General features: G+C 43.3%; 10 protein-coding genes. 5 read left to right on the top strand and 5 right to left on the bottom strand.

Annotated features, from left to right (window positions below):
* Positions 1-112 precede the first annotated feature (112 nt).
* The 3 genes from ACLFKQ_RS07435 to gcvH all read right to left on the bottom strand — a co-directional run bounded on the left by ACLFKQ_RS07435 (position 113) and on the right by gcvH (position 5,730).
* Positions 113-1,498, bottom strand: a complete 1,386-nt coding sequence (locus ACLFKQ_RS07435; RefSeq protein WP_448999176.1) for a hypothetical protein — start codon at positions 1,496-1,498, stop codon at positions 113-115.
* A 776-nt stretch (positions 1,499-2,274) separates the two neighbouring features.
* A complete protein-coding gene (gcvP, locus tag ACLFKQ_RS07430) occupies positions 2,275-5,205 on the bottom strand; it encodes an aminomethyl-transferring glycine dehydrogenase (protein WP_448999175.1) in 2,931 nt (976 codons plus the stop codon).
* A gap of 126 nt (positions 5,206-5,331) precedes the next feature.
* On the bottom strand, positions 5,332-5,730 hold the full coding sequence (gene gcvH / locus ACLFKQ_RS07425; protein ID WP_448999174.1) for a glycine cleavage system protein GcvH: 399 nt from the start codon (positions 5,728-5,730) through the stop codon (positions 5,332-5,334).
* A 166-nt stretch (positions 5,731-5,896) separates the two neighbouring features.
* Between gcvH and ACLFKQ_RS07420 the strand changes: the two genes are divergently transcribed.
* On the top strand, positions 5,897-6,847 hold the full coding sequence (locus ACLFKQ_RS07420; RefSeq protein ID WP_448999173.1) for an AEC family transporter: 951 nt from the start codon (positions 5,897-5,899) through the stop codon (positions 6,845-6,847).
* Between the two features lie 236 nt (positions 6,848-7,083).
* Positions 7,084-7,977, top strand: a complete 894-nt coding sequence (locus tag ACLFKQ_RS07415) for a mechanosensitive ion channel family protein (RefSeq protein WP_448999172.1) — start codon at positions 7,084-7,086, stop codon at positions 7,975-7,977.
* A 36-nt stretch (positions 7,978-8,013) separates the two neighbouring features.
* On the opposite strand, the gene ACLFKQ_RS07410 is transcribed toward ACLFKQ_RS07415, so the two are convergent.
* The gene (locus ACLFKQ_RS07410; protein WP_448999171.1) at positions 8,014-8,874 is read right to left on the bottom strand and encodes a sugar kinase; all 861 of its coding nucleotides are present in this window, start codon (positions 8,872-8,874) and stop codon (positions 8,014-8,016) included.
* A gap of 125 nt (positions 8,875-8,999) precedes the next feature.
* On the opposite strand from ACLFKQ_RS07410, the gene ACLFKQ_RS07405 reads away from it, so the two are divergent.
* The gene (locus ACLFKQ_RS07405; protein WP_448999170.1) at positions 9,000-10,493 is read left to right on the top strand and encodes a SulP family inorganic anion transporter; all 1,494 of its coding nucleotides are present in this window, start codon (positions 9,000-9,002) and stop codon (positions 10,491-10,493) included.
* 14 nt (positions 10,494-10,507) lie between these two features.
* Positions 10,508-11,365 (top strand): universal stress protein, encoded by an 858-nt coding sequence (locus tag ACLFKQ_RS07400; protein ID WP_448999169.1) that lies wholly within the window; start codon positions 10,508-10,510, stop codon positions 11,363-11,365.
* A gap of 43 nt (positions 11,366-11,408) precedes the next feature.
* Here ACLFKQ_RS07400 and ACLFKQ_RS07395 read toward each other — a convergent pair whose 3' ends face one another.
* Entirely contained in the window at positions 11,409-12,407 is a 999-nt protein-coding gene (locus ACLFKQ_RS07395; protein WP_448999168.1) for an adenosine kinase, read from the bottom strand.
* A gap of 215 nt (positions 12,408-12,622) precedes the next feature.
* On the opposite strand from ACLFKQ_RS07395, the gene ACLFKQ_RS07390 reads away from it, so the two are divergent.
* On the top strand, positions 12,623-13,594 hold the full coding sequence (locus ACLFKQ_RS07390; RefSeq protein ID WP_448999167.1) for a DMT family transporter: 972 nt from the start codon (positions 12,623-12,625) through the stop codon (positions 13,592-13,594).
* The last annotated feature ends 21 nt before the right edge of the window (positions 13,595-13,615 follow it).

Here is a 13,615-nt window from a genome sequence, read left to right as displayed (position 1 = left end):
ACCAAATTGCGATCGCCGTCGTTAATATGCTTATTGCTTACGTTCTTACCGAAATAACCTGGAAAATATTATCTAAGAAAGCTGTGGTTTCGAGCCGGAATTCTTGAGATGGTCAAGTACTCGATGAGTCTTGCTGCTCTTCATTATGCCTGCGAATCTTTGCCTCAAGATAGTGCCTTTGCTCTCTAACCTGGCTTATCTGTGTATCGGATAAGTCTTGTTGTTCCAGGAAGCGTAACAATTCGGAGTTTCCCTTCCAAAATGTGCTATTCTCTGCGGGCTGATTGTAAAATTCGGGGGATTGATAGTAGCCCCGCTCTTCTACCAGCTTTTCCTCCTCTACGGTCAAAGGATGTGCTTGTGCCCAAAGATCTTTACGGATTCCTGTCACTTGCCAGGAAACCTTTAATCCTGGCTTTCCTCCGGCAATTCTGAAGCGATTGTTGGCAATCTCTTGCGCGACATGAAGATTGGGAGCAGGCTCGCCAATTGAGGTGAGCTGATAGCGGAAGTTGCAATTAAGAGGTTCAAACCATTCAGAAAGCTCTACAGAATACTCTCCATTATTATCAAGAACCACAACCCCGTCATAAACATTCTTCATCTCAGGCGGCTCGACAAAGGAATGGTAGAGATATTTGTTTTCTGGATCGAGGGGATGATCAATCTTGAAGCCACCACCAGACTTGGTTAAAAAACCATTAACAGTAACAGATCCATCGAAAAGTCCAGCTAATCCATCTTCACCTCCTCTGCCATATATACCGATTCCTGTAGAAGAGTCGCTTATACCAGCCGTACCGATGCTAATAAAACCACCGCTGCTAGTACCAAATACACCAGCGCTTACAATCCCACCGCTACTAGTGCCATTTACACCAGTACCAGAAGGGCTTCTACCAGCTACGCCAGTGCCTTCTGCTAATGCTGTACCAAGCACGCCAGTACCTGAGTCTACTACCCCAGTCACACCTCTTACGCTGTTACTAAATCCCCAGACGCCAGTGCCTGGACCACAGTTACCAACCACACCAAATGGTGCAAAGCTGTTGTCGCCGCCGTCGGAGCTTCCAATTACGCCAACGTCTGTTGTGCTTATACCAACCACTCCATCATCAGTGTCGCTCTTTCCCAACACGCCGATGCTGTTGGCACTACTGCCAACCACCCCGTAGCTAGTGTTGGAATCTCCAAACACCCCCGAAGGTGGGGGAGAAAATCCGCTTGTACCCATGACGGAAGCAAAGACAGCATAGCCACTAGTGCTTAGAGCTCTTACTCCATGGTTACTGTTACTCACAGCAGTAATGCCGCTATCGTCTTCGCTGGTGGCTACCATACCAGGACCGCTGGTTCCCTCAGCTTTTAAGGCAGTAGCGAAGCTCCCAGTAGCAATGGCTGCGATGGCAGCACCCCCGCCACTGTTAGTAATTGTTAGCGCATCGCTATCACTCGAAACTGTGCTTTCGCAAGGAAGAAGAAGACCACAATCTGCCATAGTTACACCTCCTACAAGGATTCCTGCAAGTATTTAGACTGCTCTTGACACGTTTGAATTAATCGAAGTGCCTATAAACTTATTTGTCTGCAATGATTAACTTCATTAAACTACGAACTACAAAAACGATAAACTTGAGCCGCAACTTGTTGTCTTAGTAGGATCTCTTTCTATCTCCCAAAATAAATATTAATTATTTATTTAAGTATCACAAGATTGGCTTTGCAAATAAACCCTAAACTTGTATTTATTGTATTTATCTTTATGTAAAGATTCAGGCGAAGGGGTTGACAAAAAGGCAGAAGAGAGTAGAGTAGCCAATAATGAGCGAAGCTAATCCTTTCTTTTTCCTCAAGTTAGCACCTGAATTCTTATCATCTTTATTTAATTTTAATTTTATCTTTCAAGGATCTACCGCAAGTAGATATCTTTAGAATAATTAAATTAACTTTTTATTATTTAATCTATAATACAGTCTGAATTTAATGTTTCTTTAGGCATAAAAAGAGAGCGTTTCTGCAAAGTTTTTCAAAATCAAACAGTTTCCGTTTTTTTCTCATTGCTGCCGTGGTTTTCAATTTCTTCGATTAGATTAGTCAAATAATCTGGCTAACCTAGGCAATCGCTAATTACTAATTTATTTGCACCTCAACCCCTTCAGAAATTACGCAGTTGGCGAGAGGGGGAATCAAGGGAAAGCAAGATAGAAACGCACCGCGCGCCTACCTAGCTCAATCTAAATTTTTGTTGCTCGGTTATCTGGGACAGCAAATACACTACGCCCGACCGCTACTCTTATAAGCCTCCATCCCTTCACAGGAACAAACTAAATTGCGATCGCCATAGACGTTATCGATTCTGCCTACAGGAGTCCAGAACTTTTGTTCTCTCGTCCAGGGAGCGGGATAAGCTGCCTGTTCGCGAGTATAGGGGCGATCCCATTCGCCACAAATTAGAGATTCTGCGGTGTGAGGCGCATTTTTAAGGGGATTGTTATCGGGGTCGATTTGTCCGTTGGCGATCGCTTCTGCTTCGTGATAGATGGCGATCGCAGCATCACAGTAGCGATCTAGTTCCTCTTGAGATTCGCTTTCAGTCGGTTCGATCATCATCGTACCAACTACAGGCCAAGAAATGGTAGGAGCGTGGAAACCAAAGTCCATTAAGCGTTTGGCAATATCATCTACTTCTACTCCGGCTCGTTTTTTTAAGGGACGCAGATCGATAATACATTCATGGGCGACTAAACCAGACTTGCCTTTATACAGAACTGGATAATAAGGAGCGAGACGTTTTGCCATGTAGTTGGCGTTGAGAATTGCTACTTTACTCGCCTGGGTTAAACCCTCTGCCCCCATCATGGCGATATACATCCAAGAAATAGTTAAAATACTCGCACTACCCCAGGGTGCGGCAGAAATCGCTCCAATGGATTGGGAATTATTATTTGCAGGTGTAGCGGGTAAAAAGGGTACCAGATGGGACATCACGCCGATAGGACCTACACCAGGTCCCCCACCACCGTGGGGAATACAGAAAGTTTTGTGTAGGTTGAGGTGACACACATCCGCACCATAATCTCCGGGACGACACAAGCCTAGCTGAGCGTTCATATTGGCTCCGTCCATGTATACCTGTCCGCCAAAGCGATGGACGATCGCGCAAATATCTTTGATTTCGGTTTCAAATACGCCGTGAGTCGAAGGATAAGTTACCATCAAGGCGGCTAGATTATCTTGGTGCTTCTCGGCTTTAGTTTGTAGGTCTTTGAGATCGATATTACCATCGCGATCGCATTTAACTACTACTACCTTCATCCCGCACATTACCGCACTGGCAGGGTTAGTACCGTGTGCCGACTCGGGAATTAGACAAATACGACGATGTCCTTCTCCCCGCTCTTGATGATACTTGCGGATTACCTGCAGTCCGGCGTACTCCCCTTGGGAACCAGCGTTGGGCTGTAAAGAGATTCCTGCAAAGCCAGTAATTTCTGCCAACCAGGTTTCTAAATCCCGAAATAATTGCTGATAGCCTTGAGTTTGAGATTGAGGTACGAAAGGATGAATGTTACCAAACTCCGCCCAGGTTAGGGGCAGCATCTCGGCTGTGGCGTTGAGCTTCATCGTACACGAACCCAAGGGAATCATCGAGGTAGTCAGGGACAAATCTTTGGTTTCCAACTGATGGAGGTAGCGCAGTAGTTCGGTTTCGGAATGATAGCGATTAAAAACTGGTTCGGTGAGATATTTACTAGTACGCTGTAGGGATGGGGGAATGTTTTCTGCTGGTTCTGTCAAAGATGCCAACCTAAAAGGCAATTCATCAGTTTTGGCAAAAATACACCAGATGTCTATTAAATCTGCTTCTGTAGTGGTTTCATCTAGAGAAATTCCGATGGCACCATCGTCAAACAAACGAAAATTAATCTCTCTATCCTCTGCCGCGTTAACTAGCTCTACAGCATTCTCTGTATTTACTTTGACAGTATCGAAGAAAGATTCGGAAGCCAGCTCGTATCCTAACTGTTTCAATCCTGCTGCCAGAAATAAAGTCAATTGATGCACTCGTTGGGCAATGCGCTTAATTCCTGCCGCACCGTGATAGACTCCGTACATCGAAGCGACTACCGCGAGTAAAACCTGAGCCGTACAGATATTACTGGTAGCTTTTTCCCTGCGGATGTGTTGTTCTCTAGTTTGCAGTGCCAGACGTAAAGCAGGTTTACCGCTGGCATCTTTAGATACGCCGACAATTCTTCCAGGTACTTGTCGCTTGTACTGTTCTTTGGTGGCAAAATAAGCTGCATGAGGTCCGCCATAGCCTAAAGGTACCCCAAATCTCTGAGTGCTGCCCACGGCAATATCTGCTCCCAATTCTCCGGGGGGAGTTAAGATAGCCAAACTGAGAATATCGGCAGCGACGGTAGCTAGAGCTTTAGCTTCGTGGACGCGAGCGATAAATTCTCGATAATCGTTAATAGTTCCTTCTGTAGTTGGATATTGTAATAAGGCACCAAAAATCGGTGTAGAGAAGTCAAAATCGCGGGTTACGCCAATAATTATTTCAATATCCAAAGGAGTAGCGCGAGTTTTAATTACTTCTATGGTTTGGGGATGACAGCCAGCATCGACAAAAAAAGCATTGGCTTTGGTTTTACATACACCGTAGCTCATACTCATAGCTTCAGCAGCAGCCGTGCCTTCGTCTAATAATGAAGAGTTAGCAATTTCCAAACCAGTTAGTTCGATAACCATCGTCTGAAAATTGAGCATCGCTTCTAGTCTGCCTTGAGCGATTTCAGCTTGATAGGGGGTATAAGCCGTATACCAACCGGGATTTTCTAGAACGTTGCGTAGAATTACCGCCGGAGTAATGCAGTTATGGTAGCCCATACCGATAAAAGAGCGGAATACCCGATTTTGCTGAGCTATCGCTCTAATTTTAGCTAAAGCATCCGACTCACTGAGAGCTTCTGGTAGCTGTAAGGACTTATTGAGGCGAATCGCTGGCGGTACGGTTTTAGCAATTAATTCATCTATGGAATCTAGACCGAGAACGCCAAGCATTTGCTGTATTTGCTGTCGCTCCAAGCCGATGTGTCTGGCGGCAAAAGTATCGGTAGTAGCGAAAATAACTTCTTCTGAGGACTTGTTGCTTTGAGGCTTCGTAGTTTGGCGCTCGTAGTTAATATCTAAATTTACCATATGATGTTACTAACTAGAAAGATAGTGGCAGATCGCATGAGTATGACGACCTTACCACGTACTTATTAACTTTGTTGTAACAAACCTTAGCAAATTTCTCTAGTTGGAGATAAACACTTTTTGGCTCTAATCTTCTTCTCCTTCAACTCGAGCGCGATACTCAGCAGCCGAAAGCACATCGATTAATTCTTCATCGGGATTATCGATTCTTACTTTGAGTAACCACCCTTCACCGTAGGGATCTTCGGCGATCACTTCAGGAGATTCGATTAACGCTTCATTACGTTCGATTACCTTACCAGAAACGGGGGGATAAAGATCTTCTACGGCTTTAACGGATTCGATAGTGCCAAAGCTGTCTCCGACTTCCACCGCATCGCCAATTTCAGGTAATTCGAGAAATACTATGTCTCCTAATTGGTCGATAGCAAAGGCACTTACGCCAATGGTGGCAATTTCTCCTTCGACACGGACATATTCGTGGCTGTCTAGATACTGCAAATCTTCAGGATAGGTTAGTTCCATTTCATACTCTCTAGTTTTCGTATAGATCGATTATTAATTATCAATTGTTTTATTACTATAGGAGTTTGGCAATTTTGAAAAGCTTTAATTCGAACGAGTCGTTAATTTTAGTTTGTATAGTCATAAAAGTAATCGGCAATTGCTACAATACGAGTATTAACTTGGTATGTATGTTCTTAATACCCTAGCTCCAGTATTTCTGGTAATTTTTCTCGGTACGGTTTTAGCAAAAACTAAATTTCTCAATTTTCAATTAGCCCGTGAAAATAATCGTTTAGTTTATTGGATAGGCTTACCCTGTTTGTTGTTTAACAAAACTGCAACCGCAACCATAGCTGGAGATTCGGCGTTAAAAATTGCCCTGGTAATTACCGGAGGGGGAGTCGGATGCGTACTTCTGGCGTATTTATTGACTTGGTTGTTGCGTATTTCTAAGAGGACAAAAGGAGCTTTTATTCAGGCTGCTTTTCGGGGGAACTTAGCATATATCGGTTTACCGGTAGTTAGTTATGCACTCGATCGCTTTGGTGGGAATTCGGCAGTAGCTGCAATGAATGGCGAACAGCTTCAATCTCTGGCGGTACTCTCTTTTGCTCCATTAGTTCCTCTCTACAACGCTACGGCTGTTTTCGTATTGATCGAAGGTAACAGTAGGGGAAATGATTCTTGGCGTACGATCTTGCGTTCGACCATCACCAATCCCTTATTAATTGCCTGTGGTTTGGGTTTAATCTTGGCAATTCTGGGCATTTCTCTGCCGCTGTGGTTGGATAAAACCTCTCAAACCATCGGGCAAATGTCGTTACCTCTAGCCTTATTAGGTATTGGTGTTTCTCTCGCCAATACCAAAATTCAGGGTAGCATTGGACTTTCGGCGTTAGCAACGGTACTTAAAGTTATTGCCGCACCTCTACTAGGCGTATTTTTAGCGAATTGGTTAAATCTCTCCTCACCCGAACGCACTATCGCTCTATTATATTTAGCTTGTCCTACAGCGATCGCTTCTTATATCATGGCGGGACAACTAGGAGGAGACGAAGCTTTAACTAGCAGCGCGATCGTTTTGAGTACTTTGTGTTCGGCGGTTGCTCTGGCGATGGTATTATCTTTATCCTAACTAAAGATCGAGCTTAAATCTGCTATGTATGGCTGAGGAGACTGGAAAAAGGGCATTGCCATGAGAGAAACAAAGTTCTCATGGATGGGTTGTAGCGACTCCTATCTCATCTTCTTACTCATCTTCCTCGATTTTGGGGAGTACCTTTTTACTCTTCTGCCTAAATTTAAATTCAATCAGCTTTTCCAAAAATGTTAGAACAGTTATTTATTTATAATAAGTTTTGGAGTTAAAAGGTGAGTATCATAATTGAAACTATAGTTAGTAGCTTACGAGATTTATTGGGCGTAGCAGTCAAAGCTATACCTAATTTGCTTGCCGGTATTATTATTCTATTTTTGACTAAATATGCAGTTCAACTAGTTCAAAATTTAGTCGAGAAAGCAGGCAGTCGGGCTATACGCAGTTTATCTTTACAACTGCTGCTCAAAAAAACCACCAGAGTGGCAATATGGGTAATAGGCATTGTCTTGGCTTGCGTAGTTGCTTTTCCTGGTTTCAAGTTAGGAGATGTTATTGCTACTCTAGGCTTGGGTTCTGTGGCAGTTGGTTTTGCTTTCCAAGATATTTTTAAAAATTTTCTCGCGGGAATCATTTTGTTAGTCGAAGAGCCTTTTAGTATTGGTGACGAAATAGAAATAGGAGACTATCAAGGCAAGGTCGAAAATATTAGCATTCGCACCACTCAAATCCGCACTTATCAAGGTCAAAAAGTTTTATTACCCAACTCGACTGTATTTGCCGACGCAGTACAAGTTGTAACCGCTTATCCGGCTAGAAGAACCGACTTGGCAGTGGGAGTAGATTATAATACTCCTCTGACAGAAGCCAGTCAGCTTTTAGCCAATCTAATCGTTCGAGTAGAAGGAGTACTAAACGATCCCCCTCCAGAAATCGATCTGGTGAACTTTAACGATAGCTCGATTGATTTTGTGGTGCGCTATTGGACTCATCCCCAACAAAAACTGGTGCGCCACGTCCAAACTAGGGCAATTGTGGCGATTAAAAAGGCGTTTGATGAAGCAGATATTAATATTCCCTACCCCATTCGCACTCTTTACTATTACGACCAGGAAAAATATAATGACTATCTGCCCCAAGAAGACTCGTCATCTACCTCTGAAGTTTAAATTTTTGCTCAAACAAAAACTGCTGTAAGTCGCCCGTTAGGAATTGTGATACCAGCTTCTAGTACCGAAAAATTGACAGGATTTACTCGCTATTTGAGCCGAGCGAGCTAGAGCAGTGGCAAAATTTTCTTGGAGGATATAGTTGCAAAAAGCACCGTGAAAAATATCTCCTGCGCCTAGGGTATCTACTGCTTGAATCGCAGGTATGGGTATAGTAGCAATTTTTCCGCGATCGCTATACTGAATTGCTCGTCCTCCTTGGGTAATTGCCACGTGAGGAATCCCCAAATCGTGTAGAAATTCGAACACATCTCGAGAGTTACGGCACTGAGGGGGATAAAAATTAGCCGAACAAATAGCATAATCGACAAAGGGAAGTACTCGTTCGAAATTCGGTTTCCAGCTACCACCATCAATTACTACGGGGATCTGTTGGCTTTTTGCTGCTTCAGCTAGAACCCAGCTTAATTCCATTTGATGTCCGTCGATGAGAATAATATCGATCTCAGACAATATAGCTTCGGGTATTTGAGCTTTGCTAGCCTGAGATTTAACCGCATTAATAGAAATGACCGATCGCTCTCCCGTAGTAGTAGTTACGATAATCGATGAAACCGGGGGACTATCGGTTTTTTCTGGGATTAAATCTACTATTTCTAGGGGATAATCCTGGAGATCGTCTCTGATTAACTGACCGATCGGATGTTGCCCCAAGACAGTTAACAACAGTCCTCGGTTGCCAAAATAACTAAAGGCAACTCCCGCATTAGTAGCTGGTCCTCCTGCTGCAGTAAGATAATTCTCAGCTACTACTTTTCGATCTGCCTGGGGATAATGCTCGATCGCATAAATAAAATCTAGAGTGGTTAAACCGATAAATAATCCTCGATATTCCATCGTCAGTTATTTAACTTAAGTCAATTCATTAAGAAGACATTTACTTTAGCGAACTGAGAATCACTATAAACTAAAAGCAAATATTAAAATTTTTACGCCCGAGCTATTTCTATTTCGAAAGGAGAATGATATTGCAGCAAATATTTAAACAACATGAATGGTTTAGTAACGTTAAGCCAGATTTATTAGCTGGTGTGGTAGTTGCTCTGGCATTGATTCCCGAGGCTATCGCTTTTTCTTTGATTGCAGGGGTCGATCCCAAAGTAGGGCTATACGCATCGTTTATTATTGCTATACTTACTGCTATTTTTGGCGGTCGTCCCGGGATGATTTCGGCGGCGACTGCTGCTACTGCTTTGTTGATGACCGGTCTGATTGCCAATTATGACAACGGTTTGCAGTATCTATTTGCTGCCACGATTTTAGCGGGCATTTTGCAACTGTTGTTTGGCGTAATTAAAATTGCCAACCAGCTTAAATATGTCTCGCGAGCGGTGATGATTGGATTTGTTAACGCTTTAGCGATTTTAATTTTTACCGCGCAGCTACCAGAATTAACCGGTGCTTCCTGGATAGTATACGCCATGACCATTGGGGCACTGGCAATTATTTATCTCTTGCCTCGGTTGACGAGCGCTGTTCCTTCTCCGTTGGTAGCAATTATCGTCATTACGGTTATATCCCTAGCATTCGAAACTGACGTGCCTACGGTTGGGGATAAGGGAGAATTACCTGCAACTTTACCCATTTTTAGTCTGCCCCAAGTTCCTCCAAATCTGGAAACTTTGAATATTATCTTTCCCTATGCGATCGCTATCGCTCTGGTGGGTTTGTTAGAGTCTTTCCTGACTGCCAATGTAGTAGACGAATTAACCGATACTCCCAGCAATAAAAACCAAGAAGCACTAGGTCAGGGAATTGCTAATTTTGTCACCGGTTTTTTTGGCGGCATGGCTGGCTGTGCCATGATCGGACAGTCGGTAATCAATATCAAGTCTGGAGGACGGACTCGCCTCTCCACTTTGAGTGCGGGAGTTTTTTTACTATTCTTTATGCTGGTGGTCGGTGCTTGGGTAGAGAGAATACCCATGGCGGCTTTGGTCGCGGTAATGATCATGGTTTCTATCGGTACCTTTAATTGGTCTTCGCTGCGCAACATTCGCAAAATACCCCGCAGCGAAACTGCCGTTATGGTCACTACTGTAGTCATCACCGTAATCACTCATAACTTGGCGGTGGGAGTTCTCAGTGGGGTAGCTCTCAATTCACTGCTTTTCTCTCGTAAAATTGCCCAACTGGTATTTGTCGATACTACCCTCAGTCCGGATGGCAGTAAGCGTGTTTACAACGTTGCGGGTCAAATTTTCTTTGTTTCGGTCAATGATTTTCTTGCCGCTTTCGATTCCAAGGAAGATTTGGAACTGGTCAAAATCGATCTGACTCACGCTCATCTCTGGGATCAATCGGCGATCGCCGCTCTCGATAAAGTAGTAATTAACTTCCGCCGTCATGGAGTAGAAGTCGATATCGTCGGCTTAAATGAAGCCAGTGCCACCTTAGTCGATAAACTAGCGGTACACGACAAACCAGAAGCACTGCAAGATTTAACCAGCCATTAAGTAACGAATTATCAATGAGAAAAATTCTTTTATGTACCGATGGTTCTGCATATGCACGAGTAAGCTATGAATATGTAGCTTGGTGGGCTACCAAAATGGATGTAGAAATTGAAGTACTCTACGTTACCGATATTCGCAAAAAGCAAGCGATACAACATCCCGATTTTAGCGGTAGTATCGGTATCGATTCCTATCAGAATCTTTTAGCACAACTGGTAGAAGTAGAGGCAGAAAGAGCCAAAATCAATCACCAACGCGCCAAAATTATCTTAGAGACAGCAGAACAGTTTTTTGGCGATCGCGCCATCGACTCAGTAAAACTAACTCATGAAACTGGATTTTTAGTCGATCTGTTTCATGAATTTGAAGCTGACTGTGATTTAGTAGTCTTGGGCAAACGGGGCGAAACTGCCGACTTTGCTAGCGAACACCTAGGGGCAAATATGGAACGAATCGTGCGATCGAGTCATAAACCTTGTTTGGTTACTCCTCGAGAATTTCGACCGATAAAGTGCGTTTTACTAGCATACGATGGTGGTAAAAGCTGTCAAAAAGCAGTTAAATATTTAGCCGAGTTAACAGCATTCCAAGATTTAGAATTACATATCGTTACCGTTGCCACTCGCAACGATGAAAAAGCGCTCGAACATCTCACTTCAGCCGAAGCAGTAGTAAAAAATAGTTTCGAGCCTATATGCCAACTATTACATGGCGAACCAGAACCAGAAATAGAAAAATATATTGCTGCTAACAAGATCGATTTTTTGATCATGGGTGCATACGGACACAATCGTATCCGCCATCTAATTATCGGCAGCACTACTGCCCAGATGTTACGTCGCTCTCATCTGCCCATTCTCATGTTTAGATAGATAAATACTAAGCTTATCCCACTCATTAATACCAGGGATAAGCTTAATTTAAAGTGGCAAATCGTTCTAGAAGCGCGCGAGTTTCTGAAGTTGGTAAACGTGCCCCCAAGCTAGTTATTAAGGTTGCCGAAGCCAGCGAACCCAAACGTCCTGCCTCGGCAAAAGTCAGATCGTTGGTAATACCATAGAGAAAAGCTCCGGCATACATATCTCCAGCTCCTAGTGTATCGATCGCTTTGACGGGAACCGGATCGATGTTAATTAGATTTTCTCCATCGAAGACAATCGAGCCTTTTGCACCACGGGTAACGGCAAATCCTTTAGCTAGAGTTTTGAGATGGTTGAGAGCGACATCGAGATTATCGGTATCCGCCATTAGCAAGGCTTCACTTTCATTGGCAAAGAGAAAATCTACACCGGAACCAATTATTTCTAATAATCCTGGTTTAAAAAATTTCACCATATTAAGATCGGCAAGGCTAAAGGCTACTTTATTCCCAGTCTCCCGAGCGATTTTCCTGGCTTGAATTGCAGCCTGTTTGCTGTTTTCGCCACTGACGAGATAACCTTCAATATAAGTATATTTAGCATCGGCGATCGCTTCTGGAACTAGTTCTGCATCAGAAAAGGTGCTAGAAATTCCCAAAAAAGTATTCATAGTGCGATCGGCATCGGGAGTGACAAACACCAAACATTTACCAGTTATTCCTGGTTTGGCAGGGCGATGGGCTAGATTGGTAGCTACGCCACAATCTAAGAGATCCTGAGTATAGAACTGCCCTGGTTCGTCATCGGCAACCTTACAAGAGTAAAAAGCCTTACCGCCAAACTGACTGATGGCAATTAAAGTATTAGCTGCAGAACCACCACAGGAGCGTTTGGTAGAAGAGCCATTTAGGTGACTTAAAATCTTATTTTGACTGGGTTCATCCAGTAAAGTCATGACACCTTTATCTATACTTAAGTCTTGGAGAACCTCTGGAGAAACTTCAAATTCAATGTCCAATAAAGCATTGCCCATCCCATATACGTCGTATTTCATAAAACTCATCCCATAAAGTAATTTACATTAGTTTTTTAAAACTAGTTTGCTTCAAAAATGTCGAGCCTTAAGCAAGATATCATTATTAGCTTGCCTCTACAAAAAACAGCCAAAGACGAACCGAATAGGGCGATCGCCTCAGAAGTTAGGTATGGTGCCCATCTTTTTTAACTCAAATTATGTAAACTTATATTACACTGAACCGATCCAACTTAATGCAACTCGAGCGAAATAACACTTCTATTTTCAAATCCCTACTAATAATTTCTCCTTTTTTCTTCTGGGGTACGGCAATGGTCGCGATGAAAGGTGTTATTCCCAACACCACTCCTTTCTTCTTAGCTGGAGTGCGCTTGTTACCTGCCGGAATTTTAGTGTTGATTGCAGCGGCAATTTTAAAACTTCCCCAACCTAAAACCGCTAAAGCCTGGCTGTGGATCGCGCTGTTTGCTTTAGTTGATGGGGCAATGTTTCAAGGGTTCTTAGCTGAGGGATTGATGAGAACTGGAGCGGGCTTGGGTTCTGTGACTATCGACTCACAACCATTGGCGGTAACTCTATTATCCAGATGGCTTTTTGGGGAAATAATTGGGCTGTGGGGCTGGTTGGGATTAGCTATCGGCATTTCAGGCATTAGTTTAATCGGATTTAGCGATCGCCTGATCTACAGTGTCTTTCAAGGGAATTTTACGGTAGTTAACTTCGATTTTCTAGGCTTGTTCGATAACGGTGAATGGCTGATGCTATTAGCTGCTTTGTCGATGGCAGTGGGTACGGTATTAGTTCCCTATGTCAGCCGAGCTAGCGATCCCGTGGTAGCTACTGGTTGGCACATGATTATTGGCGGTATTCCCCTATTTATTTGGTCTTTTTGGCAAGAAACCGAACAATGGCAAAATCTCGACCTTTCTGGCTGGCTGGCTTTGGTTTACGCTACGGTTTTCGGTAGCGCGATTTCCTATGGAGTTTTCTTTTACTTGGCATCTAAGGGAAATTTAACTAGTCTGAGTGCTCTAACTTTTCTGACTCCCGTATTCGCTTTGTTGTTTGGCAATCTCTTATTAGGAGAAGTCTTAAGCTCAATTCAGACTGTTGGGGTTTGTCTGACTTTAATTAGTATCTTTTTAATCAACCAGCGCGAAAATGTTGCCAGTTTATTTGCTTCTGCCAAGGAAAAACTGGAATAAAAGAAAGAACTAGTATCTTTG

The sequence above is a fragment of the Myxosarcina sp. GI1(2024) genome (assembly GCF_053543375.1).
This window is presented reverse-complemented; position numbering and strand designations above follow the sequence as displayed.

Coding starts and splice junctions, on each gene's coding strand:
- ACLFKQ_RS07390 (WP_448999167.1), top strand. CDS start 12,623: ATGCAACTCGAGCGAAATAACACTTCTATTTTCAAATCCCTACTAATA.
- gcvH (WP_448999174.1), bottom strand. CDS start 5,730: ATGGAACTAACCTATCCTGAAGATTTGCAGTATCTAGACAGCCACGAA.
- ACLFKQ_RS07405 (WP_448999170.1), top strand. CDS start 9,000: ATGATATTGCAGCAAATATTTAAACAACATGAATGGTTTAGTAACGTT.
- gcvP (WP_448999175.1), bottom strand. CDS start 5,205: ATGGTAAATTTAGATATTAACTACGAGCGCCAAACTACGAAGCCTCAA.
- ACLFKQ_RS07410 (WP_448999171.1), bottom strand. CDS start 8,874: ATGGAATATCGAGGATTATTTATCGGTTTAACCACTCTAGATTTTATT.
- ACLFKQ_RS07435 (WP_448999176.1), bottom strand. CDS start 1,498: ATGGCAGATTGTGGTCTTCTTCTTCCTTGCGAAAGCACAGTTTCGAGT.
- ACLFKQ_RS07400 (WP_448999169.1), top strand. CDS start 10,508: ATGAGAAAAATTCTTTTATGTACCGATGGTTCTGCATATGCACGAGTA.
- ACLFKQ_RS07395 (WP_448999168.1), bottom strand. CDS start 12,407: ATGAAATACGACGTATATGGGATGGGCAATGCTTTATTGGACATTGAA.
- ACLFKQ_RS07420 (WP_448999173.1), top strand. CDS start 5,897: ATGTATGTTCTTAATACCCTAGCTCCAGTATTTCTGGTAATTTTTCTC.